Genomic DNA, 24849 nt, shown 5'->3' with positions numbered 1-24849 from the left:
GTCCGACGACGAAGGGCGGGGCGGTCGCCGGACACTCCCGGCAACCGCCCCGCCCCAGAACCCGCTACGCGTGCGTGCGCAGCAGCGTCCGCATCGTCCGCATGGCCACCGAGAGGTTGGCCAGGTCGAACGAGTCCGAGCCCTGGATCTCCTCGAGCGTGGAACGCGACCGCGTGAGGATCGCCGCGTTCTTCTCCTCCCACGCCTGGAACCGCTCCTCCGGCGTGGAGGTCCCGTTGCCCACGGACAGCACATCCGCGGTGAGCGCGGCGTGCGCGGCGTACAGGTCCTCGCGGATGGAGGCCCGTGCCATGGACTGCCAGCGGTCGGCCCGCGGCAGTTCGATGATCCGGTCCATGAGCTGCGTGATGCCCAGCCGGTCCGCGAGGTCGTAGTACACCTCGGCGACGGCAAGCGGGTCCTTGCCGGTGCGCTCCGCGATCGCCACGACGTCCAGCGCCGGGAAGGCGGACGAGAATCCGGCGACCCGCTGGGCCAGTTCGCCCGGGACACCCGCCTCGGTGAGCTCCTCCAGGATCGACTGGTACCACTCCAGGTCGGCGCCCATCAGCATCTTGGGCAGCTCGGCCCAGACCTGCTCGACACCGGCCTTGAAGAAGTCGATCGTCCCGGCGATCTCCAGCGGCTGCGGCCGGTTGCCGAGGAGCCAGCGCGAACCGCGCTCGACGAGCCGGCGCGAGTGCAGCCTGATCCGGGTCTGCACATCGGCGGCGACCTGGTTGTCGAGCGCCTCGACGGCGTCCCACACCTGGCCGAGGCCGAAGATCTCGCGAGCCGCGAACTGCGCCCGCACGATCTCCTCGATCGAGGCTCCGGTCTCCTCCCGCAGACGGTGCAGGAAGGTCGAACCGCCGCTGTTCACGGTGTCGTTGACCAGGACCGTGGTGATGATCTCGCGACGCAGCGCGTGCCCGTCGACCGCCTCGGGGAACTGCTCGCGCAGTTGCTCCGGGAAGTAGGCGTGCAGCAGCTTCTGCAGGTGCGGGTCGTCCGGCAGGCTGGTCCGGATCAGCTCCCGGGCCACCGTGATCTTCGTGTACGCGAGCAGCACGGCCAGCTCGGGCTGGCTGAGCCCCTTTCCGGCGTTCAGCAGTTCACGGATCTGCCGGTCGCTGGGCAGGAACTCCAGGCCTCGGTCGAGGTCCCCGTCGCGGACCAGCCGGCGCATGAAGCGCTGGTGGGCGTGGAGCAGGGAGGGCGACTGGGCCGTGGCGTTGGTGAGCGCCACGTTCTGCGCGTAGTTGTTGCGCAGCACCAGACGGCCGATCTCGTCGGTCATCTCGGCGAGCAGCTTGTTGCGCTGCTTGACGGTCATGTCGCCGTCCCGCACCAGACCGTTGAGCAGGATCTTGATGTTCACCTCGTGGTCCGAGGTGTCCACACCGGCGCTGTTGTCGATCGCGTCGGTGTTGATCCGGCCGCCGTTGCGCGCGAACTCGATCCGGCCGAGCTGGGTGGCGCCGAGGTTGCCGCCCTCGCCGACGACCTTGGCCCGCAGGTCCTGGCCGTTGACGCGGATCGCGTCGTTGGCCTTGTCCCCGACGTCCGCGTTCGACTCGGCGGAGGACTTGATGTACGTGCCGATGCCGCCGTTCCACAGCAGGTCGACGCGGGCCTTGAGGATGGTCTGCATCAGTTCGGCGGGCGTCAGCTTGGTGACCCCCGGCTCGATGCCGAGCGCCTCGCGGATGTGCGTGTTGATCGGGATGGACTTGGCGCTGCGCGGGTGGATGCCGCCGCCCGCGGAGAGCAGGTCCTTGTTGTAGTCGGCCCAGGAGCTGCGCGGCAGGTCGAAGAGGCGGCGCCGCTCTGCGTACGAGGTGGCGGCGTCCGGGGTGGGGTCGATGAAGATGTGCCGGTGGTCGAAGGCGGCGACGAGCCGGATGTGCTCGGAGAGCAGCATGCCGTTGCCGAACACGTCACCCGACATGTCACCGACGCCGACGACGGTGAAGTCCTCGGTCTGGGTGTCGTGGCCGAGCTCGCGGAAGTGCCGCTTGACGGACTCCCAGGCACCGCGGGCGGTGATGCCCATGCCCTTGTGGTCGTAGCCGGCGGAGCCGCCGGAGGCGAACGCGTCGCCGAGCCAGAAGCCGTACGAGACGGCGACCTCGTTGGCGATGTCGGAGAACTTCGCGGTGCCCTTGTCGGCGGCGACGACCAGGTAGGTGTCGTCCTCGTCGTGACGGACGACGTCCTTGGGCGGCACGACCTCGCCCGCCACCATGTTGTCGGTGATGTCGAGCAGCGCCGAGATGAAGGTGCGGTACGAGGCGATGCCCTCGGCCATCCAGGCGTCACGGTCGACGGCCGGGTCGGGGAGCTGCTTGGCGACGAAGCCGCCCTTGGCGCCGACGGGCACGATGACGGTGTTCTTCACCATCTGTGCCTTGACCAGTCCGAGGATCTCCGTCCGGAAGTCCTCGCGCCGGTCCGACCAGCGCAGACCGCCTCGCGCGACCTTGCCGAAGCGCAGGTGCACGCCCTCGACGCGCGGCGAGTAGACCCAGATCTCGAACGCCGGGCGGGGCGCGGGCAGATCCGGGATGGACTGCGGGTCGAACTTCATCGAGACGTACGAATGCGGCTTGCCGTCGTCCGACATCTGGAAGAAGTTGGTGCGCAGGGTGGCCTTGATGACGGTGAGGAAGGACCGCAGGATCCGGTCCTCGTCGAGAGAGGCGACCTGGTCCAGGGCTCCGTCCAGCTCTTCGAGGAGCCCGTCGGTCAGCTCCGTACCGGCCCGCTGGCGTTCGGGCGACATCCGCGCCTCGAAGAGCGAGACCAGCAGCCGGGTGGTGTGGACGTTGTTGCGGAGAGTGCTCTCCATGTAGTCCTGGCTGAAGGTCGATCCGGCCTGGCGCAGGTACTTCGCGTAGGCGCGCAGCACCATCGCCTGCCGCCAGTTCAGACCGGCGCCCAGCACGAGCGAGTTGAAGCCGTCGTTCTCCGCCTCACCTGTCCACACGGCGGCGAAGGCTTCCTGGAACCGGTCGCGGGCGTCGTCGGCGAGGTAGTTGCCGTTGCCGTTGGTCTGCGGCATCCGCAGACCGAAGTCGTAGATCCAGGCGTGGGTGCCGTCGGCGCAGCGCAGCTCGTACGGACGCTCGTCGACGACCTCGACGCCGAGCCGCTGGAGGGCCGGGAGGACGGCGGACAGGGAGACCTGCTCGCCGGTCCGGTAGATCTTGAAGCGGCGCTCGCCGGGGCCGGCGCCGACGGGCTCGTAGAGGCTGAGGGCGAAGTCCCTCTCGCCCTTCTTGAGCGCTTCGAGATGGACCAGGTCGGAGACGGCGGCGCGCGGCGTGTGGTCCGCCTTGTAGCCCTCGGGGAACGAGTGGCCGTACTGGCGCAGCAGCTCGGCGGCGCGCTCCTCACCGCACTCGGCGCCGAGCGCCTCCTGGAAGCCGTCGGCCCAGGAGCGGGCGGCTTCGACGAGCCGGGCCTCGATGCGGTCGGCCTCGGCGTCGGTGAGGTCGGGCAGCTCGGTGCCGGGGGCGACCCGGACGACGAAGTGCAGCCGGGAGAGGATCGACTCGGTGTTCCAGGCGGTGAAGTCGACGCTGGTGCCGCCCAGCTCCTCCTTGAGGATGTCGATCAGGCGCAGGCGCACACCGGTGGTGTAGCGGTCGCGCGGCAGGTAGACGATCGCGGAGTAGTAGCGCCCGTACTCGTCCTGGCGCAGGTAGAGCCGCAGCCGACGGCGCTCCTGCAGGTACAGGACGGACGTGACGACGGAACGCAGCTGGTCGACGGGCGTCTGGAAGAGCTCGTCGCGCGGGTACGTCTCCAGGATCTGGAGCAGGTCACGGCCGTCGTGGCTGTTGGGCGAGAAGCCCGCGCCCTCCAGCACCTCGGCGACCTTGCGGCGGATGACGGGCACCCGGCGCACGGACTCGGTGTACGCGGCGGACGAGAACAGTCCGAGGAAGCGGCGCTCACCGATGACGTTGCCGTCGGCGTCGAACTTCTTCACGCCGACGTAGTCGAGGTAGCTGGGGCGGTGGACGGTCGACCGGCTGTTGGCCTTGGTGAGGACGAGGAGCTTGCGCTCGCGGGCCTTGGCCCGTGCGTCGGCGGGCAGCCGGTCGAAGGACGGGCTGACGGGGTGTGCCTCGTCGACGCTGTGGTGCGGGTCGGAGCGCAGGATGCCGAGGCCGGTGCCGGGGACGGCGGCCAGCGAGTCGGTGTCCTTGAGCTCGTACTCGCGGTAGCCGAGGAAGGTGAAATGGTCGGCGGCGAGCCAGCGCAGCAGCTCCCCGGCCTCGTTCACCTCCTCGTCGGCGAGGCCGTCGAGCGGCTCGCCGGGAAGGTCGTCGGCGATGCGCAGTGCGGCCTCGCGCATCTTCTCCCAGTCCTCGACGGTCTCCCGCACGTCGGACAGCACCCGCAGCAGATCGGCGGCGATCTGCTGGAGGTCGGAGCGGTCGGTCTCACGGTCGATCTCGACGTGGATCCAGGACTCGACGAGCGCGTCGTGCGGCAGCTCGGTCCCGGCGGCCTTGGCACCCTTGGCGTTGGCGCGGTCCTGCAGGCGCGTGGCGTGGCCGTTGCCCTCGGCGAGGACCTCGATGAGCTTGCCGGTGACGTCGCGGCGTACGACGACCTGCGGGTGGATCACGACATGGATGCCGCGCCCCTGCCGGGAGAGCTCATTGGTGACGGAGTCGACCAGGAACGGCATGTCGTCGGTGACGACCTCGACGACGGAGTGGCTGCACGTCCAGCCGTTCTCCTCGACGGTCGGGGTGTGCACCCGGACGTTCGCCGTGCCCTGCGGGCGGTTCTCGGCGAGCCGGTAGTGGGAGGAGGCCGCACCGAAGACGTCGACGGGGTCGCGGCCCGCGATGTCCTCCGGAGCGGTGTGCAGGTAGTAGCGCTGGAGGTAGGAGAGGAGTACGTCCTGCCCGGGACGCTCCTGCCCGGCCCCGGTGGCCGCGGCACTCGCCCGGGGGGTACCGCCCGGGCCACCGACACCACCGCCCGGGCTGTTGTCAGCTACCTTGGCGGCCCGTGCGAGCAGCTCGGCCTTGGCTTCGTCCAGCTTGGTCTGCATGTCCTCTGGCTCCTGTCGCGCGCCGTTGCGTGACGTAGGTGTAAAAGACGACGTACCGCCACGACACGGGGTTTCCGGTCTGAGTCGACGCTATGCCGCTATGAGAGATGCCCGGGCCCATATTGGCCATTTTTGGCAGTCGGGCCGGGCTGTGAGGATCAGTGATGGCCCGGGTGCTGTGGCACTCCGGGCGCAGGCCGGGGGCTTCGCTGCCCCCGAGGCGTATCGCGCTGATCACGGGGTCCAGGCTATCTCGCCCTCCCCCGTAACCGTCACGACCCGTATGTGTACAAAAGAAGGTCCCGAAGTTTGACACTCTGGACAGCGCGGCGGCCGGTATTGCCGCACTCTGGTGAGACGGAACAGGCCGACGAACCCGTGGGAGCCCCGCCATGGCACCGAAGATTCTGATCGTCACCGGCGACGCCGCAGAGTCCCTGGAAGTCCTCTATCCGTACCAGCGGCTGCGCGAGGAAGGGTACGACGTCCACATCGCGGCCCCCGCCCGCAAGACGCTCCGCTTCGTGGTGCACGACTTCGAGCCCGGCTTCGACACGTACACCGAGAAGCCCGGCTACACCTGGCCCGCGGATCTCGCCTTCTCCGAGGTCGATGCCGGGGACTACGTGGCCCTGGTCGTCCCGGGCGGCCGGGCCCCCGAGTATCTGCGCAACGACGCCGAGCTGCGCAAGATCCTGAAGGCCTTCTTCGACTCGGACCGTCCGGTGGCCCAGATCTGCCACGGCCCGCTGATGACGGCGGCCGTCGGCGCACTGGCCGGGCGGCACGTCACCGCGTACCCCGCCCTGGAGCTCGACATGCAGGCGGCGGGCGCCACCTTCGAGGACCACGAGGCGGTGGTCGACGGCACGCTGGTCTCGTCCCGCGCATGGCCGGACCACTCGGCGTGGATGCGCGAGTTCCTGAAGGTGCTCCGCACGAAGGCCCCTGTGACCGCCTGACGGCGCCTTCCGGGGGCCCGGCCTCGCCCCTCGGCTCCTATCCGGCCATTCCCTCGGCCAGCTCGGCGGCTTCGGCCAGGCTGTCGACCACCGGCACGCCGGCCGCCTCCAGGCTGGCCCTGCTGTGCGATCCGCCGGTGTAGAGGACGGCCTTCGCACCGACGTGGGCGGCGGCCACGGCGTCGTCCACCGCATCGCCGATGACCACCGTGCGCTCCGGGGACACCCCGCCCAGCGCGGCGAGGTGCCGCTCCATGTGGAGCGCCTTGCTGCCCCCGGACGGCCCGGTGCGCCCGTCGACGCGTACGAAGTGACGCTCGATGCCGTACCCCCGCACCACGGGGACCAGCTGGTCATGTCCGTACATGCTCAGGAGGGACTGACTGCCCCCGCCCAGCCGCCACCCCGCGAGGAGTTCCTCGGCGCCCTCGGTGAGCCCGCAGGCGGCTCGCTGTTCGGTGTAGTAGCGGTGGAATATCCCGTCCATCCGCTCCCACTCGGCCTCCGTGGGCAACCGGCCCATCAGCCGTTCGTAGAAGCGGGGGATCGGGATGCAGTACATCTCCCGGTACTGCTCCAGCGTGATCGGTTCCAGACCGACCTCGCCGAACGCCGCGTTCGTCGCGCCGACGACCGCGGCGTTGTCGTCGAGCAGTGTGCCGTTCCAGTCCCAGACCAGATGTGTGCGGTGCTTCCCATGCGTCCCCATGCGTCAGAAAGTACCCGCAGGGTCCGACAGCCGATCCAGGAGCCGTCCCGAGCCCGGTCCGGGGGCCGGGTCCGGGGGCCGGGTCCGGGGACCGGTCCGACGGCGCGGGAAGGGCCTCTCCCCGGCCCGGTCTCAGGCGATCAGATTCGGAATCTCCTGGATGCCGAACCACAGCAGCTCGTGGTCCTCGGCTCCGTCCACGGTGAACTGCGCGTCGTCGTCACCGAGGTCCGCGGCGCCCAGCGCCGCCGCGGCGGCCGTGACGTCCTTCTCCGCGTCGTCCGCGTCGACGTGCACCGCGGCGGCCTCCGTCAGCGCGACGGGGGACGCGATCCGCACCTCACCGATCGACGACGAGTCGAGGCTGTGGTCCGGGTCGGCCACGGCCGACCCGTCCGGCACGTCGACGGCCACGACGACCCGCCGACGGACCACGTCGGGGTTCCCGGCGATCAGGCGCAGCGAGGCGGAGGCGGCCCGGTTGAGCGCCGCGTACTCCAGCTCCTCGATGTCGTCGGAGACGTACCACTCACGCAGACCGGGAGTCACCGCGTAGGCGGTCAGCGGACCGGGACCGATCTCGCCCGCCTTGTGCGCCGCTGCGAGTCCGGGGAGCGTCAGGGGGACGTACACGCGCATGGCTGGCCGCTTTCGTAGTCGGAAACGCCCTCAGGATACGTGCGACGTCCCTCTTTGGGGTTACGTGCACCACCGCCGCCCCGTCCACCCGACAACCGTCTCTCACCCTCCCCCGGCCCGCCTCGCGCCCCGCACGACACCCGGCACATCACCCGGATAGGTGATTCCACCCGATCGCGTCCGGCACCCCTGGGGCGCTTGCGGCCGCCTCCGCCGCCGCCGTAGAAGATCCACAGCAGAAGTTACCGCCCGGTATTCGACCGGGCCTCTGAAGCACGGGGGCGATGAGCGATGAGCACGAACAGGACCCGGCCCACCGGACGACACGACCGGCGCAGGCCCGAAGCCGTACCACCGCAGCGCACCAGGACTCCCCAACGCCTCCGCCCCCACCACTGGTTCGCCGAACGCCTCCTGGCCGTTCTCAGCGGCCAGCGCCCGGTGCACTGGATGCTCGGACACACCATCGGGGCGGCCTACGACCAGCTGGCCGAACTGGCTCCCCGCACCCCGCTGAGGGCCCGCGGCGCCCGCCCCGTGATCCGCATGTGCCACGGCGCCCAGCCGGCCCCGGGTGTGGTGGAGGCCTGCGCGAGCATCGCCGCGGGCGAACAGGTGAGGGCGATGGCCTTCCGCCTGGAACAGGGCCCGGACCTCCGCTGGCGCTGCGCCGCGGTGGAGCTGGGCGACGAACACCTGCGGGTGGCCGCAGCCCGGTAGACACCCCACCATGCACCTTCCCGGCCTCGGGGAACAGCGGTACAGCGGTACAGCGGTCCACGCCAAGCCGGTGATCATGGGCGTCCAGCACAGCCGATCGGCCTGGCGTCGGGGTTCGATGGAAGATCCTTGAGCGTCTGCGGGCGTCGTTGGCGTCAGGTCCATGCCAGGGCTGGATCGTCGGCGACCCGACGATCGGCATCGAGCGGCGACCGGCACCGCCGGACCGCACCAAGGCCCTGGCCGAGAACCGGATCGCCACGCTGTGGCGCCTGGACGTCGGGCCAGGGTCTTTTTGGGCCGGCGGGGGACGGTCGAGGTGTCCGTACCCCGCCGACCTGGGCACGCCGAACATGTCGGCGATCTGCTGGACGGTCTTCTCCCGCTCGTCGGTGAGCTTGGACCGACGCCCACCGACCCGGCCGCGGGCCCGTGCGGAGGCGAGCCCGTCGTTGGCGTTGGCGTTGGCCACGATGAGTTCGCGCTGGAGCCCGGCGGGCACGGACAGCATCCCGAACATCGCGCGGCCCTCCATGGTGGAGGTGTCGATGCCCTGCTCGATGGTGATCGCGCGCTCACTCCACCTCGGTCGGCGTCCCCGCCCCGCTTCGTTGCGCGGCACGGGCCGGCAGGGCCGTCGAGACGGAGGCCAGGAGCACGGCTGTCGCGATGACGGCAAGACACGGCACGAGTGGTGCGTACGGTGTCGCGGCGCCGGTCATGGCCAGGCTGTACGCGATCAGGGTCGCGCAGGCCACCGCCGCTCCCAGAGCGATCGCGAGCAGGGTGACCGTGAGCGTCTCCCAGCGGAGCATCGCGCGCAGTTGGCGGCCGGTCGTGCCGATCATGCGCAGGAGAGCGAGCTCGCGGCGCCGGGCGGACGTCGACATCACGAGGGTGTTGACCACGGCGATCGCGGTGAAGGCGATCACGAGTCCCATCGCGATGTAGTTGACCTGGGCCTGCGCACCTTCCTGGGTGCGGCGCGCCGCTGCCACGGCGGTGCGGTCCAGGACGTGGACCGTGGGGAAGGGGCGCAGCGCGGTGGTGAGCGCCGACCGGCTCGGCGCCCCGGCCACCAGGACCGACGAGGAGAGCGGCTGGTCGACATGCGCCGCCACCAACCGGTGCGGGAGCAGCAGATCGCCGAAGCCCAGCCCGCGTTCGTAGACGGCGGACACCTCGAGGTCCTTCTTGACTCCGTCGCCGAGTGTGAGGGTGATGTGGTCGCCGACCTGCGCGTGCCGGGTACGGGCCGCCAAGTCGCTGAGCGCCACCGTTCCGTCGCCCATTGTGGCGAGCGTGCCCGCGGTGACCTCCGGGTCGAGGGTCCGGGCCAGACCCGGTGAGCTCATACCCTGGGCGGGGAACTTGTCCTGCCCGATCCGCACTGTGGTGCGGACGACCTCCGTCACCGTCGTCCCCGGCACCCGCTCGCGCACGGTCTGTGCGGCCACGGCCGGGACACCGGGCTCCGAGGCGGTGAGGACGTAGGGGGCGCGCGTGCCGGACGCGGCCTGCTCGCCCGCCGAGTGACTCGACGTCGTCTGCGTGAACAGGATCGTCGAGGCCATCGCCACGGCCAGGCTCAACGGGGTGACCACGGCCGCGACACGCCGGGCGCCGGCACGGGTGTTCCGTGCGGCGAGGAATCCGGAGGCCGGGGAGATCCGCTGTGCGATCCCGCCCGTCACCCAGGTCGCGGACCGGGCGAGCGACGGGCCGAGCAGCGCGATCGCCGCGGCCGCGACGATCACCGACAGGAACGTCACCGGGGTGGCCGCCGCGTCGGTCTTCAGCCCGGACAGGACCACGACCAGGACGACGTACCCTACGGCGGCCAGGACACCCGCGACGACCCGGCCGGCGTGCGGCCGCTCCGAGCCGAGCGCCGCCGCGGCGAGCCCCTCCGTAGGGCGCATCCGGGCCGGCCCGCGGGCGGACACCCGCGCCGCACCCCACGCGGCGAGCAGCGTCGCGAGGATCGCGGCGACGGGCGGGAACGCGCTCACGGTGAGCTCCAGGGTGTCCGGCAGCGCCCCCACGGCCACGAACCGCCCGTGCATCCAGCGGGCCAGGAACAGCCCCGCGACCGCCCCGGGCGGCCCGGCCAGCAGCCCCACGACCAGTGCCTCGCGCCCCACCATGCGCCGCAGCTGGCGCGGCGTCGCGCCGACCGCACGCAGCAGGGCCAGTTCCCGGGCCCGCTGCTGGATCGACAGTGCGAAGGTCCCTGCCACCACCAGCAGGGCGACGAGCAGCGACGTACCGCCCATCGCACCGCCCAGACTGATCAGGCTGACCCGCGCCTTGCCGGCGTCGATGAACTCGACGGACCCGCGGTCGTCCCCCGACCGCACCTCCAGCGAGGACGTGCCGGACACGGCCTCGAGAGCCCGGGCACGTACGTCGCTCACCGTGGCGCCGGGGACCGTGAGCAGGCCGAGCGCGGAGACCTGCCCCGGGTGTCCAGCCAGGCGCCGCGCCTGCTCCGTGCTGAAGAACAGCGTCGACTGGCGGGCCAGGGCGTCACGGCCGGCCGGTGCGGCGATGCCGACGACCTCGTACACGGCGGGTGCGCCGGTCGACTGCACGGTCACCTTCGCACCGGTGCGCAGGCCACTGCCGGCGTCGGCCACGATCTCGTCCGCCCCGGTCGGCGCCCGGCCGTCGCGCAACGCGAACGGCGTGAGCCGCGCCGACTCCCAGGCGTGGCCCCACGACGCCCCCTCGACGAGCGGACCCTTGTCCGTCACGACATGGGCGGGAAAGGTGAGTTCGGGGACGACCGCGCGCACACCCGGCACGGCCGCGAGCCTCTTGAGCAGGGCGGGGTCCGCCTTCGCCCAGGCCCGCTCGGTCAACGGCTTGGACTTCTCCTTGGTCTTGCCCTTCTTGACCTTCGTCCAGTGCAGTTCCTGATCGGCCGTGACCAGCACGGGAGTTCCCGCGTACCGCTCCGTGGGGATCGTCCCGCGCAGCCCCGTGTCCAGCAGGGTCCCGCACGCGGTGACGAGGGCGGCGGCGAACAGCAGGGCCACGAATGCGCCGGCGAAGGCGCCCTTGCGGGCCCGCAGCGTACTCAGCGCGAGAGTCAGCATCACGCCCACGCTCCGAGGCGGCTCATGCGGTCGGCGACCCGCTCCGCGGTCGGCGCGGCCATCCGGTCGACGATCCGCCCGTCCGCGAGGAACAGCACCGCGTCCGCGTACGACGCGGCCATCGGGTCGTGCGTGACCATCACGACGGTCTGGCCGAGGTCGTCCACGGTCCGGCGCAGCAGCCCGAGCACCTCCTTGGCGGTCATGGTGTCCAGCGCGCCGGTCGGCTCGTCGCCGAAGACGACCTCGGGCCGGGTGACCAGCGCGCGGGCGAGGGCCACCCGCTGCTGCTGGCCGCCGGAGAGTTCGGCGGGCCTGCGCCCGCCGCGTCCGGTGAGCCCCACCTGGTCGGTGATCCGTGCCAACCAGTCCGGGTCGGCCCGGCGCCCGGCGAGGCGCAGCGGGAGGGTGATGTTCTGTTCGGCCGTCAGCGACGGCATCAGGTTGTAGGCCTGGAAGACGAAGCCGACGCGGTCCCGGCGCATCCGGGTCAGCGCGGTCTCGTCGAGGGCCGTCAGCTCCTGGCCGCCGAGGGAGACGGTGCCGCCGCTGGGCCGGTCGAGGCCGGCGGCGCAGTGCAGGAAGGTCGACTTGCCGGAGCCGGAGGGCCCCATCACGGCGGTGAAACTCCCCCGGGGGATGGCGAGATCGAGGCCGCGCAGCGCGTGCACCGCGCTCTCGCCGCGCCCGTACACCTTGCTCACGGCGTCGAGCCGGACCGCGGGGGCGGGCTCCCCGGAGCGGGAGCCGTCCGAAAGGGCTGAGGATGCGGGCGCCGTCGTGCGACCCGCCGAAGAGAAGATCCAGGGCATGTGTTCAGCCTGTTGTGCCGCTGATCACTGCGCTACGGTCAGAAAGGGCGGCCACTGTCACCATGCTGCCAACGGGCAGGCCAGGGGGACCGGCTCCGGGGGGAAACAGAACATGAGCCTGACATCGGTCGGGGTGTCCGACGAACACCTGCGGCTCTACCGCTATTTCCTGCGCCATCCCGAGCGCGGGGCCGAGTCCGCCGGAGGCGCCCTCGGCTGGGACCGGGACACCGTCGACGAGGGGCTGGACGCGTTACAGGAACGGAGCCTGATCCGGCTCTCCGAGCGGCACACGGTGCTGGTCTCCGATCCGGCGGTCGCCGTGGAGTGGCTGGTGGAACAGCGCCTGGGGGAACTCAAGTCCGTCACCGACGAGGTGCTCGCCACCCGGGCCGTGATCGCCACGCTCATCGACGACCACAAGCAGGGCACGGCCCGCTCCCCGAGCGACGACATCGAACGGGTTGACGGACCCGAGGCGATCCGCGAACGCCTCACCGACCTGGCCTTCTTCACCTTCCGCGAGCACATGTCGCTGCTCCCGTCGCCCTGGCACCCCCACAGCATCGACGAGGCCCGCGCCTCGGACCTGAGGATGCTCCGCCGCGGCATCCGCTGGCGTACGGTCGCCACGCCGAAGGCGCTCGCCGACCCCGCGACCCTGGCCTATCTGCGGGAACTGGAGACGCTGGGCGGGGAGGTGCGCCGCACCGAGCAGGCGATCCGGCGGCTGGCGATCTGGGACCGCGGCGTCGCGATGGTCCCCGTCGACCCGGACGACCACTACGAGTCGACGCTCGTCGTCCGCCAGCCGGGCGTGGTGGCCAACACCGTGGCCTGGTTCGAGCAGGTCTGGGACACCGGCCACGAGCTTCCCGCCGAGGACGACCTCGCGGTACGGGCGCCGGTCCTGTCCGCTCTGGAGCACCGTGTCCTGGACGCGCTGACCCACGCGGACAAGGACGAGGCGGCAGCCCGCGAACTGGGCGTCTCCCTGAGGACGTTCCGCCGCTACGTGGCCGACATCATGCTGCGGCTCGGCGCGGCCAACCGCTTCCAGGCGGGGCTTCTCGCCAAGGAGCGGGGCTGGATCTGAGAAGGGAACTGCCGAACAGGGCCTAGGGCCTGTTGCGAAAGTGGAGTTATCGGGCTGGATGTGCTCTGCGGCAGGTACCGTTTCTTGTCAGGCTCGGGAGGGTCGTTGCCCCTGGGGACTGTCTGTTGCAATCGGGAGGCTGCGCAGTGTCAGTGCAGCCGGTGGGGGCAGCGGTTTGTTGGCCGGGTCGGTGCGGAACGACTGGAGCAGATAGGCCACCAGGCGCTGGGACGCTGCACCGTCATCCGGTAGGGCGGTCGCCAGACCGCAGTGTGCCAACAGGACCACGGCGAGGTCGGAAGGGTGAAAATCGGCCCGTAGCGCGCCCGACGCCTGGGCCCTGCGTACCAGAGTCGTGAAGTCCCGCTCGGCACGTTGCCGGGACCGCGCGTGTTCCGACGCGGTTTCCGGGAAGGCCGCGACGAACGCGGCCGGGAACCCGCGTTCCTCCCGTTGCAGAGCGCAGACCGTCTCGACCAGATGCTGGAAGCCCTGCCACGGGTCAGGGGCGGCCAGAGCCTCGGTGAGCGCCCGCGCGCAGGTCTCCATCTGCTGTGCGAACGCGCCTCTCACCAGGGCGTCCCGGGTCGGGAAATGCCGGTACAGCGTCGCCACGCCGACCCCGGCCCGTCGGGCCACGGTCGCCATCGGGGCGTCGATCCCGTGCTCCGCAAAGACCGCACGGGCGGCGACGAGGAGGCGCTCTCGGTTGCGCCGGGCGTCCGCCCGCACCCCGTCCCGGGCTGTGATCCGAGAGGATTCCGCCATCACTGTCTCTCGCTTCCGGTCCAACCGGACGATTGCGTCCACTTAAGAGCTTACGGTCGATGCCAGATCCCTGTACGGCCCCCGGCGGCAAAGGCAGAACGATGAACGACCGCATGATGAAGGCAGTGCTCTACGACCGCTATGGCGGCCCCGATGTGCTCTACACGGGCCACGTGCCACGCCCTGAGCCGGCCCCCGGCGAGGTCCTTGTGAAGGTGCGCGCGTTCAGCGTCAACGGCGGCGAACTGGCAGCACGTGCCGGCCGTCTCCGCCTCCTGAGCGGCCGGAAATTCCCCAAGCGCGTCGGCTTGGACTTCACCGGCGAGGTCGCCGCACTGGGGGCCGGAGTCACCCGGTTCGCGGCCGGCGACCGCGTATGGGGGGTCTTGGGCCGCACCTCCGGGTTCGGCAGCGCCGCCGAGTACGTGACCGTACCCGCCGAGCGGGTCGGCCGTCTCCCCGACGGCCTTGACCTGGTTGACGCCGCCGCGCTGCCGGTGGCCACCACGGCCATCACCGCGCTGCGGGACAAAGCCGGGCTGCGCCCCGGCGAACGACTCCTCGTCCGGGGCGCGGCGGGCGGTGTCGGCAACGCCGCCGTCCAGCTCGGACGGGCGTACGGCGCCGAGGTTACGGCCCTGGCCCGTGCAGCCAACCTCGACTTCGTCCGCGGGCTCGGCGCGCACAAGGCCGTCGACCACCGGACCGTGCGGCCGGCGGAGTTGGGCCGCTTCGACGTGGTCCTGGACACCGCGGGGACCGACCTGCGGGCCTTCCGGCGCCTACTGAATCCCGGCGGGCGCATGGTCACCATCGCCTTCGACCTGAAACGGCCCGCTGCGTCGCTCGGCCACCTCGCGGCCAGCACGGTCCACGGACACGGCCGGGTGCGTTTCTTCAGCGGCAACCCCACGCGGGCGGACTTCGACGACCTCGCCCGCCATGTGGTCGAGGGCAAGCTAAGCCCTGCGGTGGACACGGTCTTCCCTCTGGAGGAGACAGCAGCGGCACACCGGGCACTGGAGGCGGGTGGTGTCCAGGGCAAGTACGTGGTCAGGGTCGCGTAGGACGTCTGTGGAGGTACTGATCACAGCCACTCGTTGATGGCAGCGATGAGGACGGTCGCCTCGTAGCGGACCGCCAGCTTGTCGTATCGCGTGGCGACGGCGCGGTGCCTCTTGAGGCGGTTGATCCCGCACTCGACCGCGTGCCGCTGTTTGTAGTCGTCCTTGTCGAACTTCGGCGGCCGGCCGCCACGCGATCCACGCTTGAGGCGGTTGCGCGCGTGGTCGGCTTTGTCGGGGATGGTGCAGCGGATTCCGCGGCGGCGCAGGTAGGCGCGGTTTCTGCGGGAGGCGTATGCCTTGTCAGCGCGGACTCGATGGGGACGGACACGTGGCCGACCCGGCCCGATGCGGGGCACGCGGATCTTCTCCAAGACGGGTTCGAACTGCGGCGAGTCCCCGCGCTGCCCAGCGGTCACCACGATCGACATGGGCTTCTGGCCCTGCTCGACGGCCAGGTGCAGTTTGGTGGTGAACCCGCCGCGTGAGCGTCCCAGCCCGTGATCACCAGACTCGGTGAAGATGCCGCCTGGTGGTTCCTTCTGCGAGCTACCCTGCTTGCGGGCCCCGGCCCCGTGCTGATGGGCACGGCATACCGTGGAGTCGACGCTCAGGTCCCACGTGATCGCGCCTTTCGCGTCGGCCAGGGACTGGAGCTGGGTGAGTATCCGGTGCCAGGTGCCGTTCCGCTGCCATCGGCGGAACAGGTCGTAGACCCGGTTCCATGGTCCGTACTCGACGGGCACGTCCCGCCATGGAACTCCCGTCCGGACACGAAACCGTATGCCGTCGATCAGCTGCCGCCGAGGCCAGATGGGTGGCCGCCCCGTCTTGGCACCCTTCGGCAACACCGGCTCCAGCACCGCCCATTGCTCGTCCGTGAGATCTCCCCGGCCCATGAACGGTGATCATTCACAGCCCAAGACCTACTTTCGATACACGGCCTACTGATCTTTTCGTAAGTTCGGTGGGTGTGGTGGCGGTGTGGGTGGGAGGCCGTCGGGGTGGCTTATCGACCTCCGCCCTCTGCGGCTGGCGCCTCCCTTCCTCCTTTGTCGCGGCCTCAGTTGGCGGAGGCGCGTCGTGTTCGGGCGGTCGAGTTGTTCGAGGACGGTGTCTCGAATGCGGAGATCGCGCAGGCGGTAGGGGTGTGTGCGGAGAGCGTGCGGCGACGGCGGCGGGCGTGGGAGGAAGGTGGTGCTTCGGCCCTGCGGCGGCGTGCGGCCACCGGTCATCCGCCCAAGCTGGACGACGCCCAGGTCGAGACCGTCCGGGCCGCGTTGGGGAGAGGAGCCCAAGCCCATGGTTTCGAGGCCGACCTGTGGACCCTGGAGCGAGTCGGTGCCGTCGTGGAGCGGGTGACGGGAGTGGTGCTGTCGAGGGCGTCGGTGTGGCGGTTGCTGACCGGCCGGCTCGGATGGAGTCTGCAGCGTCCCGAGCGGCAGGCGGTCGAGCGGGACGAGTCGGAGATCGCCCGCTGGATCGCGCACGAGTGGCCGCGCATCAAAAAGGGGCCGTGAACACACGTGCCTGGATCGTCTTCCTCGACGAATCAGGCGTCTCTCTGCTGCCTCAGATCCGCCGCACCTACGCACCCCGAGGTCGGACCCCGCTCCTGCGGCACCGTCTGAACCGGAAGCGCGCGTCGATGGCCGGGGCTCTGGGATACCACTCCACCGACCCCGGTCGCGGGGCCCGCCTGTGCTTCCATCTCAAGCCCGGCAGCTACGACACCGCCACCCTCATCGACGTCCTGGAGCAGATGAAGGTGTTCTACCGCGGCGAGCGGGTGGTCCTGGTCTGGGACGGCCTGTCCGCCCGTTGGAGCCGCGCGATGCGGGCTTGGGTCGCCGACCAGGACTGGCTCACCCTGGAGCGATTACCCGCCTACGCTCCCGAGCTCGACCCGGTGGAGCTGCTGTGGTCCTCACTCAAGAAACGTGAACTCGCCAACCTCGCCGGCGACCACCTCGCCGATGTCGCCGACGCCACCGAGCAAGGCATCCACCGCATCAACCACAACCCACAACCCACAACTGCCATGGTCCTTCCTCGCCCACACCGGCCTGACCATCCACCCACCACACCCACCGAACTTACGAAAAGATCAGTAGTGACCTGAGTCGGAGATTCGTCGTTGGTCAGGTATGAGTCGTCCGGGCCGAAGATTCCGCCGGTGACTGCTGCCCAACGGGCTGTTCTGGAGGGCTGGGTGCGGCGGCGGACGACGGCCCAGGCGCTCGCCCAGCGGTCGCGGATCGTGCTGGAGTGCGCTGAGGGCCACTCGATCATGGAAGTGTCTCGCCGGCTGCGGACACGGTCCGCACCTGGCGACGCCGTTTCCTCGAACGGGGCCCGGACGGCTTGTGTGACGACCCGCGTCCAGGCGTGCCGCGGAAGATCACCGATGCCGATGTCGGGCGGGTGATCGTCAAGACGCCGCAACTGACGTCCTCGATGCCGAGCTGCTCACCGAGGTACTCCACCACCGCCCACGAACATCCAGCGGGTCGTCCGGCAGGAACCGGCCGATGCGGCGCACGGTGCACATCTGGAGGGCGAACCCGAGCCGAATGTGATCACTACGCCGCTTCGCGATCAGCTTGCGGTCCTCGTCGTCGAGGAAGAAGAACCGCGCCGGCTCCGGCCGGGTCGGCTCCTCGTCGAACTTCCCGTGCGAAGCCGCCTGCCTGTCGGTCAAGAACTCCACTGGCATGGACCTGACGCTAACGACGCCCGCAGACGCCCAACGATCTTCCACCGAACCCCGGCGCCAGGCCGATCGGCTGTGCCGGAAGCCCATGATCACCGGCTTGGACCGACCGGCACATGGGGGGGTGGGACAAGGAGCGGGCCGGGTGTGTGCAGCTGCGAGGCGGAGGAGGGAGGCAACGCGGAGCGTTGTCGACCGACGACAACGCCGCAGATGTGCGTGCGCGGCCCCGCGACATCGCCCTCCATTTGCCGGTCGGCCTCAGCCTCAACCGCCGTGCCGCCGTGCCGCTGTTCCCCGAGACCGTCCCCGGCCCTCCCGGCACCCAGAGGTCCGCCACTCGTCGAACGCCCGACATCCACGCACACGCGGCTCCGCCCGGCGGCCGCACCGCCTCCGCACCCACAGCCCGTCCACCGCCGCACCCCGTGTCGCGGGGACAGGAAATCGAACCGGGGTCGGGGCAAACCGAACGGGGCCCAGGAAAGAACAGACCGGGGCCGAGCACCCGAACAAGGTGCCCGGCCCCGGTCAGAAGCCGATCGACGCCGCCGGCGTCGACGTCACCGCCACCGCTACTTCTTGCGGCGCCGCCCACCGCCACCGTTCTTCTGGGCCTTGCGGCGCTCCGCCCGGGTCAACCCGTCCGACTCGGACCCGGCCGCGCCGTCACCGTTGGAGAAGTCGCCCTCGACGACCCCACCCTCCCCGTCCACCGTGGGAGCGGAGAAGTGCAGTCGGTCGGGACGCTGCGGGGCGTCGAGCCCCTTGGCCCGGATCTCCGGACGTGCCGCCGGTACGAGGTCCTCCTTGGCGAGCGAGGCCTGCTCGGCCTCGTCCTGCACCGGAACCTCCTCGACCTGCTGCTCGACCTGGACCTCCAGGTTGAACAGGTAGCCGACGGACTCCTCCTTGATGCCCTCCATCATGGCGTTGAACATGTCGAAGCCCTCGCGCTGGTACTCGACCAGCGGGTCCTTCTGCGCCATGGCCCGGAGGCCGATGCCCTCCTGGAGGTAGTCCATCTCGTAGAGGTGCTCACGCCACTTGCGGTCCAGGACGGACAGCACGACACGCCGCTCCAGCTCACGCATGATGTCCGAGCCGAGCTGCTTCTCGCGCTCGCCGTACTGCTCATGGATGTCGTCCTTGATGGACTCACCGATGAACTCGGCGGTGATCCCGGCCAGGTCGCCGGCCGCCTCCTCCAGCTCCTCGACGGTCACCTTCACCGGGTAGAGCTGCTTGAACGCACCCCACAGCCGGTCGAGGTCCCACTCCTCGGCGAAGCCCTCGGCGGTCTCCTGGCGGATGTAGTCGTCGATCGTGTCGTCCATGAAGTGGCGGATCTGGTCCTGCAGATCCTCACCCTCGAGAACCCGGCGACGCTCGCCGTAGATGACCTCACGCTGCCGGTTGAGCACCTCGTCGTACTTCAGGACGTTCTTACGCGTCTCGAAGTTCTGCTGCTCGACCTGCGACTGCGCCGAGGCGATCGCCCTCGTCACCATCTTGTTCTCGATCGGCACGTCGTCCGGCACATTGGCCATCGACATGACGCGCTCGACCATCTGCGCCTTGAACAGCCGCATCAGGTCGTCGCCGAGCGACAGGTAGAAGCGGGACTCGCCGGGGTCGCCCTGACGGCCGGAACGACCGCGCAGCTGGTTGTCGATACGCCGCGACTCGTGCCGCTCGGTGCCCAGGACGTAGAGCCCGCCGAGCTCCCTGACCTCTTCGAACTCCGCCTTCACGGCCTGCTCGGCCTTCTCCAGCGCCGCGGGCAGCGCGGCCGCCCACTCCTCGACGTGCTCGACGGGGTCGAGACCGCGCTGGCGCAGCTCCGCCTCGGCAAGATCGTCGGGGTTGCCGCCGAGCTTGATGTCGGTGCCTCGACCGGCCATGTTCGTCGCGACCGTGACCGCGCCCTTGCGCCCGGCCTGGGCCACGATCGTCGCCTCGCGGTCGTGCTGCTTGGCGTTGAGCACCTCGTGCTGGACACCGCGCTTGGAGAGCTGCTGCGAGAGGTACTCGGACTTCTCGACCGAGGTGGTGCCGACCAGGATCGGCTGGCCCTTCTCGTGCTTCTCGGCGATGTCGTCGACGACCGCGGCGAACTTCGCGACCTCGGTGCGGTAGATCAGGTCCGACTGGTCGGCACGGACCATCGGCCGGTTCGTCGGGATCGGCACCACACCGAGCTTGTAGATCTGGTGGAACTCGGCGGCCTCGGTCATCGCCGTACCGGTCATGCCGGAGAGCTTGCTGTAGAGGCGGAAGAAGTTCTGCAGGGTGATCGTGGCGAGCGTCTGGTTCTCGTCCTTGATGTCCACCCCTTCCTTCGCCTCGATCGCCTGGTGCATGCCCTCGTTGTAGCGGCGGCCGGCGAGGATACGGCCGGTGTGCTCGTCGACGATCATGACTTCGCCGTCGATGACGACGTAGTCCTTGTCCTTCTTGAAGAGTTCCTTCGCCTTGATGGCGTTGTTGAGGTACCCGACGAGAGGGGTGTTCACGGACTCGTAGAGGTTCTCGATGCCGAGCCAGTCCTCGACCTTCGAGACACCGGTCTCATGGATGGCGACGGTCCGCTTCTTCTCGTCGACCTCGTAGTCGCCGGTCTCCTCGATGCCCTTGAGCGGGTTGCCCGCCTCGCCCTTGGTCAGGCGCGTGACCAGCTTGGCGAAGTCGCCGTACCACTTGGTGGCCTGGTCGGCCGGGCCGGAGATGATCAGCGGCGTACGGGCCTCGTCGACGAGGATCGAGTCGACCTCGTCGACCACGGCGAAGTTGTGGCCGCGCTGGACGAGCTCGTCCGCGGACCACGCCATGTTGTCGCGGAGGTAGTCGAAGCCGAACTCGTTGTTCGTGCCGTACGTGATGTCGCAGGCGTACTGCTCACGGCGCTGGGCCGGTGTCATGTTGGCGATGATGCAGCCGACGGTCAGGCCGAGGAACTTGTGGACCCGGCCCATCAGCTCGGAGTCGCGCTCGGCGAGGTAGTCGTTGACCGTGATCAGGTGCACGCCCTTGCCGGAGAGCGCGTTGAGATACGCCGGCAGGGTACCGACCAGGGTCTTGCCCTCGCCGGTCTTCATCTCGGCCACATAGCCGAGGTGCAGGGCTGCGCCGCCCATCATCTGAACGTCGTAGTGGCGCTGTCCGAGGACCCGCTTGGCGGCCTCACGGACGGTCGCGAATGCCTCGGGGAGCAGGTCGTCCAGGCTCTCGCCGTCCGCGTACCGTTCCTTGTACTCGTCGGTGAGCGCCCGCAGCTCGGCGTCGGAGAGGTTGACGAAGTCCTCTTCGATGGAGCTGACCTGGTCCGCGATGCGGTGCAGTTTGCGCAGGATCTTGCCTTCGCCTGCACGCATGAGCTTGTTGAAGACGGACACTGAGGCTGGTCTCCTTGCCGGTCGGGCCTGGCACTGGGTCGTGGAATGGACTCTGGCACGGGCACGGCAGGTGGGCCCCACCGCAACGGCCATCGTAAGCGAGGACCCCGCCGCGCCGGGAGGGCTGCCGCCGCGTCGGCTCCACCGTCCCCTCCCAGTCAACGGCCGGGGGGCACCGAAGGTGCCGGGAAGTCCGAAAAGTGTTCGCTTCCCGGTCGGCTCCTCAGCAGAATCCGTACATGGAGCCGATCACCCTCACCACCGAGCGTCTGCTGCTGCGTCCCTTCGCCGGTGGCGACGCGGACGAGATCCATGCCGCCTGTCAGGACCCGGACATCCAGCGCTGGACGGTCGTACCCTCCCCGTACAGCCGCGCCGACGCGGAGTTCTTCGCGGAGAAACAGTCCCCCGGCGGCTGGCACGACGACTCCGCGTACGACTTCGCGGTGGTCCTGCGCGGCAGCGGGGCGCTGGTGGGCGCACTCGGCATCATCCGCCGCAATCTGCCGGGCACGTACGAGGTGGGTTTCTGGACCGCCAGGGAGCACCGGGGACGCGGCTACACGTCGGAGGCGGTCCTGGCCGCCGCCCGCTGGACCTTCACCTCGCTCGGCGGTGACCGGCTGGAGTGGCGGGCCGAGGTCGGCAACGCCCCCTCGCGTGCCGTGGCGCTGAGAACGGGATTCCGGATGGAGGGCGAGCAGCGATCGGGACTGCTCAACAAGGGGGTACGGCGCGACGCCTGGATCGGTGCGCTGCTCCCGTCCGATCTCGGCCTGCCGGACAACGACGCCTATCTGCCCGCAGCCGGCTGACCGCGATCGGTGAACTCCACGCCGGATGTCAGTGCCTCCCTCTAGGGTGCGGGACATGACGTCTGTGCCGCCCCCCGCCGCCGAACTCTCCGCCGACCAGGCGCGCAGGATCGCCCTGCGCGCCCAGGGCTTCCTGGGTGCTCCGGACCGCCGGGTCGGGGTTCCGGGTGTGCTGCGGCATCTCGGCGCCGTGCAGCTCGACACGATCTCGGTGCTCGCGCGTTCGCACGAACTGATTCCGTACGCGCGCCTCGGCGCGATCGGCCGGCACGCGGTCGAGGGGGCGTACTGGTCGGGCGGTCGCACCTTCGAGTACTGGTCGCACGCGGCATGCATCCTGCCGGTCGAGGAGTGGCCGCACTTCGCGTTCCGCCGCCGCGCCTACCGCTCGCGCCCCCACTGGCACCACGACCTGCCGGACGGCGCGTACGAAACGGTGATCAAGCAGCTGCGCACCGAGGGCCCGCTGACGGCGACGGAGCTGGGCGGCGCGAAGAACGGCGGGGAGTGGTGGGACTGGTCGGAGTCGAAGGTCGCCGTCGAGCGCGCCCTGATGTACGGGGAGGTGGTGTGCACCGAGCGGCGCGGCTGGAAGCGGGTGTACGACCTCGCCGAGCGGGCCCTGCCCGACGCCGTGCTGCACGACGATCTGGACGACGCGGAGTGCCTGCGCCGGCTGGTCGCGCTCGCGGGGCGGTCCCTGGGCATCGGCACCCGCGCGGACATCGCGGACTACCACCGGCTCAAGGGGGAGCAGTTCGACGCCGTCGTGGCCGACTCCGGTCTGGTGCCGGTGACGGTGCGGGGCTGGACGAAGCCGGCCTGGGCGGACCCGGCGGCGCTGGCCTCGGAGCCGCGCGGGCGGCATCGCACGACCCTGTTGTCGCCGTTCGACTCGCTGGTCTGGGAGCGGGCGCGCACCGAGCGGATCTTCGGTTTCACGCACCGCCTGGAGGCCTATGTCCCCAAGCCCAAGCGGATACACGGCTACTTCGCGATGCCACTGCTGGCGGGCGGAAAGCTGCAGGGCCGCGTCGACCCGGCTCGCGAGGGCAGCACGCTGGTGGCCCGTCAGGTGTCCCTGGAGAACCGGAAGGCCGTGGTGCCGATGGCCGAGGCTCTGGTGGAGGCCGCGTCCTGGGTCGGCTGCACGGATGTCCGGCTGGAGCGGGTCGACGCACCGGAACTGCGCGGGCCGCTCGCTCAGGAAGTCGCCCGCGCTCTGGCGTGAGCCCGCATTCCCTTGCCTTTACCCGGCACCGACCTGTTCGATCCATTCGGTCCCGTCGTCGCAGAGGTCACCTGATCTCCAGGATCTTCTCCCGCATGGCATAGACCACGGCCTCCATCCTGGAGTGCAGCTGCAGCTTCTCCAGAATGTTGCGCACGTGGTTCTTCACGGTGTTCTCGGAAATGAACAGCTCCTTCGCGATATCGCGATTGTTCATGCCCGTTGCAACGAGTTTCAGGACTTCGAGCTCACGGTCGGTGAGCCGCGGCGCGGGTACCAGCCGGCGCTCGTCGGTCCGCTGGATCATCGACTTGAACTCGGTGAGCAGTTTGGACGCCATGGAGGGGCTGATCTGGGACTGCCCGTCGGCCACCGCGCGAATCGCCGTGGCCACCTCGTCCGTCGAGATCTCCTTGAGGAGATAGCCCGTGGCGCCCGCCTTGATCGCGTCGTAGAGGTCGGCTTCCTCGTCGCTGATCGTCAGCATGATGATCTTCGCACTGGGGGCCACCTCCTTGATGGACGTACAGGCCTCGATGCCCCCGCGCCTCGGCATCCGTACATCCATCAGCACGATGTCGGGCAGCAGATCGGCCGCCTTGTCGACCGCCTCCGCCCCGTCACCCGCCTCGCCGACGACCTGGATGTCCTCCTCCTGGGCGAGGACGATCTCCAGTCCTCTGCGGAAAAGAGCGTGGTCGTCCACCACGAGGACCCGGATCGGCTCCTTGCGGGAACCGCTTTCCGTGTCGGCGCCGGTACCGGCAGCGCCACCGGCGTCATTCGCATCGCGCACGGGCCCGAAGGTGTCCGCCATCGTTCCTCCCCCTGAAGGCCATGGCCTGAAGTTCACAAACTGTCCGCCAACGGCAGTTCACAGAGCACCGGTTGGCTTGGGACGACATGATTTCATGCCTGGCCGTCGGAGCGGCGATCCCGTGCCCGCACACGGATGCCCCTGGGGGCGCACAGACGCTCCAGGGGCACCGCGGAAGCGTGGCGTCAGCCGCCGAGCGCACCGCCCGCGCCGCCCGCCTCATCGGCGGCCAACGGATCGGTCCTCAGGTGAATGACACCGTAGTCATAGGCATGCCGCCGGTAGACGACACTGGGTTCCTTCGTCTCGGAGTCGACGAACAGATAGAAGTCGTGCCCGACCAGCTCCATTTCGTAGAGCGCCTGATCGAGCGACATCGGTGCGGCGACATGCGTCTTCTCGCGCATCACCAGCGGACCCTCGCCCTGCACCTCCAGCGAGCCGAACCTGGTGGTGGGCACGGTCTGGCCCGTCTCACTGCCCACCAGATCGCCCTCGCCGTTGAACGACGCCGCGCCCGGCACGGCCTCGGCGACTTCCGCAGCGGGAATCCGGCCGTTGCCACGGCGGCTGTAGCGCTTGTCGTGCTGCTTGCGCAGCCGCGCCTCCAACTTGCCGGTGGCCAGGTCCAACGCTGCGTACGGGTCGCCTGCGGCTGCTTCCGCCCGGATGACCGGCCCACGCGAACGGAGCGTGATCTCCACCCGGTCGGAACGATCGGCCTGACGGGGGTTCGGCTCCTTGGACACCTCGACGTCGAGGCTGATCACCTTGCCGTCGAACTTCTGGATCTTGTCCAGCTTCAGCTTCTCGGCCACGTGCTTGCGGAACCGCTCCGGCACCTCGGTCTTGCGGCCCTTGACGACGATGTCCACGCAGAACTCCGTTCCCGGATCGCTCCGCTCAGCGGCGGAGCGTCTCCCTTTTGCA

18 protein-coding genes and 1 pseudogene are annotated in these 24849 nt (G+C 69.9%); 8 read left to right on the top strand and 11 right to left on the bottom strand.

What is annotated here, in order from left to right; all coding sequences use genetic code 11:
- Positions 1 to 64: 64 nt before the first annotated feature.
- Positions 65 to 5077: an NAD-glutamate dehydrogenase gene (locus ACIRP2_RS00155; protein WP_404244934.1), complete on the bottom strand. Its 5013-nt coding sequence runs from the start codon at positions 5075 to 5077 to the stop codon at positions 65 to 67.
- Between the two features lie 392 nt (positions 5078 to 5469).
- Between ACIRP2_RS00155 and ACIRP2_RS00150 the strand changes: the two genes are divergently transcribed.
- Complete coding sequence (locus ACIRP2_RS00150) at positions 5470 to 6039, top strand: DJ-1/PfpI family protein (protein WP_404244932.1); 570 nt, start codon at positions 5470 to 5472, stop codon at positions 6037 to 6039.
- A gap of 37 nt (positions 6040 to 6076) precedes the next feature.
- Here the strand turns inward: ACIRP2_RS00150 and ACIRP2_RS00145 are convergent, their stop codons facing one another.
- Together ACIRP2_RS00145 and ACIRP2_RS00140 are read right to left on the bottom strand one after the other, a co-directional pair.
- Positions 6077 to 6748, bottom strand: a complete 672-nt coding sequence (locus ACIRP2_RS00145; protein ID WP_404244930.1) for an HAD family hydrolase — start codon at positions 6746 to 6748, stop codon at positions 6077 to 6079.
- Positions 6749 to 6880: 132 nt separating this feature from the next.
- Entirely contained in the window at positions 6881 to 7387 is a 507-nt protein-coding gene (locus tag ACIRP2_RS00140; protein WP_404244928.1) for a DUF6912 family protein, read from the bottom strand.
- 291 nt (positions 7388 to 7678) lie between these two features.
- On the opposite strand from ACIRP2_RS00140, the gene ACIRP2_RS00135 reads away from it, so the two are divergent.
- Entirely contained in the window at positions 7679 to 8107 is a 429-nt protein-coding gene (locus ACIRP2_RS00135; RefSeq protein ID WP_404244926.1) for an Rv3235 family protein, read from the top strand.
- A gap of 575 nt (positions 8108 to 8682) precedes the next feature.
- Here ACIRP2_RS00135 and ACIRP2_RS00130 read toward each other — a convergent pair.
- Together ACIRP2_RS00130 and ACIRP2_RS00125 are read right to left on the bottom strand one after the other, a co-directional pair.
- Positions 8683 to 11208 (bottom strand): FtsX-like permease family protein, encoded by a 2526-nt coding sequence (locus tag ACIRP2_RS00130; RefSeq protein WP_404244924.1) that lies wholly within the window; start codon positions 11206 to 11208, stop codon positions 8683 to 8685.
- On the bottom strand, positions 11208 to 12020 hold the full coding sequence (locus tag ACIRP2_RS00125) for an ABC transporter ATP-binding protein (RefSeq protein WP_404244922.1): 813 nt from the start codon (positions 12018 to 12020) through the stop codon (positions 11208 to 11210). Before ACIRP2_RS00125 ends, ACIRP2_RS00130 begins: the two co-directional genes overlap by 1 nt.
- Before the next feature lie 112 nt (positions 12021 to 12132).
- Between ACIRP2_RS00125 and ACIRP2_RS00120 the strand changes: the two genes are divergently transcribed.
- Complete coding sequence (locus ACIRP2_RS00120) at positions 12133 to 13116, top strand: helix-turn-helix transcriptional regulator (RefSeq protein WP_404244920.1); 984 nt, start codon at positions 12133 to 12135, stop codon at positions 13114 to 13116.
- Positions 13117 to 13203: 87 nt separating this feature from the next.
- On the opposite strand, the gene ACIRP2_RS00115 is transcribed toward ACIRP2_RS00120, so the two are convergent.
- Complete coding sequence (locus tag ACIRP2_RS00115) at positions 13204 to 13884, bottom strand: TetR/AcrR family transcriptional regulator (RefSeq protein WP_404244918.1); 681 nt, start codon at positions 13882 to 13884, stop codon at positions 13204 to 13206.
- Between the two features lie 101 nt (positions 13885 to 13985).
- Between ACIRP2_RS00115 and ACIRP2_RS00110 the strand changes: the two genes are divergently transcribed.
- On the top strand, positions 13986 to 14951 hold the full coding sequence (locus ACIRP2_RS00110) for an NAD(P)-dependent alcohol dehydrogenase (RefSeq protein ID WP_404244916.1): 966 nt from the start codon (positions 13986 to 13988) through the stop codon (positions 14949 to 14951).
- A gap of 20 nt (positions 14952 to 14971) precedes the next feature.
- Here the strand turns inward: ACIRP2_RS00110 and ACIRP2_RS00105 are convergent, their stop codons facing one another.
- Entirely contained in the window at positions 14972 to 15847 is an 876-nt protein-coding gene (locus ACIRP2_RS00105; RefSeq protein WP_404244914.1) for an IS5 family transposase, read from the bottom strand.
- A gap of 72 nt (positions 15848 to 15919) precedes the next feature.
- Here ACIRP2_RS00105 and ACIRP2_RS00100 point away from each other — a divergent pair, with 72 nt between their 5' ends.
- Together ACIRP2_RS00100 and ACIRP2_RS00095 are read left to right on the top strand one after the other, a co-directional pair.
- Positions 15920 to 16468, top strand: a complete 549-nt coding sequence (locus ACIRP2_RS00100) for a winged helix-turn-helix domain-containing protein (RefSeq protein ID WP_404244912.1) — start codon at positions 15920 to 15922, stop codon at positions 16466 to 16468.
- The gene (locus ACIRP2_RS00095; RefSeq protein ID WP_404244910.1) at positions 16465 to 17070 is read left to right on the top strand and encodes a transposase; all 606 of its coding nucleotides are present in this window, start codon (positions 16465 to 16467) and stop codon (positions 17068 to 17070) included. Before ACIRP2_RS00100 ends, ACIRP2_RS00095 begins: the two co-directional genes overlap by 4 nt.
- A 319-nt stretch (positions 17071 to 17389) precedes the next feature.
- On the opposite strand, the pseudogene ACIRP2_RS00090 reads toward ACIRP2_RS00095, so the two are convergent.
- Together ACIRP2_RS00090 and secA are read right to left on the bottom strand one after the other, a co-directional pair.
- Positions 17390 to 17664 (bottom strand): annotated as a pseudogene (locus ACIRP2_RS00090) (DUF4158 domain-containing protein); the annotation flags it as partial.
- Positions 17665 to 18236: 572 nt separating this feature from the next.
- Entirely contained in the window at positions 18237 to 21056 is a 2820-nt protein-coding gene (secA, locus tag ACIRP2_RS00085; RefSeq protein ID WP_404244908.1) for a preprotein translocase subunit SecA, read from the bottom strand.
- A gap of 239 nt (positions 21057 to 21295) precedes the next feature.
- Here secA and ACIRP2_RS00080 point away from each other — a divergent pair, with 239 nt between their 5' ends.
- Together ACIRP2_RS00080 and ACIRP2_RS00075 are read left to right on the top strand one after the other, a co-directional pair.
- The gene (locus tag ACIRP2_RS00080; protein WP_404244906.1) at positions 21296 to 21871 is read left to right on the top strand and encodes a GNAT family N-acetyltransferase; all 576 of its coding nucleotides are present in this window, start codon (positions 21296 to 21298) and stop codon (positions 21869 to 21871) included.
- 55 nt (positions 21872 to 21926) lie between these two features.
- Positions 21927 to 23102 (top strand): winged helix-turn-helix domain-containing protein, encoded by a 1176-nt coding sequence (locus tag ACIRP2_RS00075; RefSeq protein WP_404244904.1) that lies wholly within the window; start codon positions 21927 to 21929, stop codon positions 23100 to 23102.
- 67 nt (positions 23103 to 23169) lie between these two features.
- Here the strand turns inward: ACIRP2_RS00075 and ACIRP2_RS00070 are convergent, their stop codons facing one another.
- Together ACIRP2_RS00070 and hpf are read right to left on the bottom strand one after the other, a co-directional pair.
- Entirely contained in the window at positions 23170 to 23919 is a 750-nt protein-coding gene (locus ACIRP2_RS00070) for a response regulator (RefSeq protein WP_404244902.1), read from the bottom strand.
- Positions 23920 to 24104: 185 nt separating this feature from the next.
- Entirely contained in the window at positions 24105 to 24794 is a 690-nt protein-coding gene (gene hpf, locus ACIRP2_RS00065; protein WP_404244900.1) for a ribosome hibernation-promoting factor, HPF/YfiA family, read from the bottom strand.
- Between the last annotated feature and the right edge of the window lie 55 nt (positions 24795 to 24849).

It is taken from the genome of Streptomyces sp. NPDC101194 (genome assembly GCF_044767885.1).
Taxonomy (GTDB): domain Bacteria; phylum Actinomycetota; class Actinomycetes; order Streptomycetales; family Streptomycetaceae; genus Streptomyces.
The sequence above is the reverse complement of the archived record's forward strand: the minus strand, read 5'-3'. Positions and strand labels throughout refer to the sequence as shown.

Coding starts and splice junctions, on each gene's coding strand:
- ACIRP2_RS00155 (WP_404244934.1), bottom strand. CDS start 5,077: ATGCAGACCAAGCTGGACGAAGCCAAGGCCGAGCTGCTCGCACGGGCC.
- ACIRP2_RS00150 (WP_404244932.1), top strand. CDS start 5,470: ATGGCACCGAAGATTCTGATCGTCACCGGCGACGCCGCAGAGTCCCTG.
- ACIRP2_RS00145 (WP_404244930.1), bottom strand. CDS start 6,748: ATGGGGACGCATGGGAAGCACCGCACACATCTGGTCTGGGACTGGAAC.
- ACIRP2_RS00140 (WP_404244928.1), bottom strand. CDS start 7,387: ATGCGCGTGTACGTCCCCCTGACGCTCCCCGGACTCGCAGCGGCGCAC.
- ACIRP2_RS00135 (WP_404244926.1), top strand. CDS start 7,679: ATGAGCACGAACAGGACCCGGCCCACCGGACGACACGACCGGCGCAGG.
- ACIRP2_RS00130 (WP_404244924.1), bottom strand. CDS start 11,208: ATGCTGACTCTCGCGCTGAGTACGCTGCGGGCCCGCAAGGGCGCCTTC.
- ACIRP2_RS00125 (WP_404244922.1), bottom strand. CDS start 12,020: ATGCCCTGGATCTTCTCTTCGGCGGGTCGCACGACGGCGCCCGCATCC.
- ACIRP2_RS00120 (WP_404244920.1), top strand. CDS start 12,133: ATGAGCCTGACATCGGTCGGGGTGTCCGACGAACACCTGCGGCTCTAC.
- ACIRP2_RS00115 (WP_404244918.1), bottom strand. CDS start 13,884: ATGGCGGAATCCTCTCGGATCACAGCCCGGGACGGGGTGCGGGCGGAC.
- ACIRP2_RS00110 (WP_404244916.1), top strand. CDS start 13,986: ATGAACGACCGCATGATGAAGGCAGTGCTCTACGACCGCTATGGCGGC.
- ACIRP2_RS00105 (WP_404244914.1), bottom strand. CDS start 15,847: ATGGGCCGGGGAGATCTCACGGACGAGCAATGGGCGGTGCTGGAGCCG.
- ACIRP2_RS00080 (WP_404244906.1), top strand. CDS start 21,296: ATGGAGCCGATCACCCTCACCACCGAGCGTCTGCTGCTGCGTCCCTTC.
- ACIRP2_RS00075 (WP_404244904.1), top strand. CDS start 21,927: ATGACGTCTGTGCCGCCCCCCGCCGCCGAACTCTCCGCCGACCAGGCG.
- ACIRP2_RS00070 (WP_404244902.1), bottom strand. CDS start 23,919: ATGGCGGACACCTTCGGGCCCGTGCGCGATGCGAATGACGCCGGTGGC.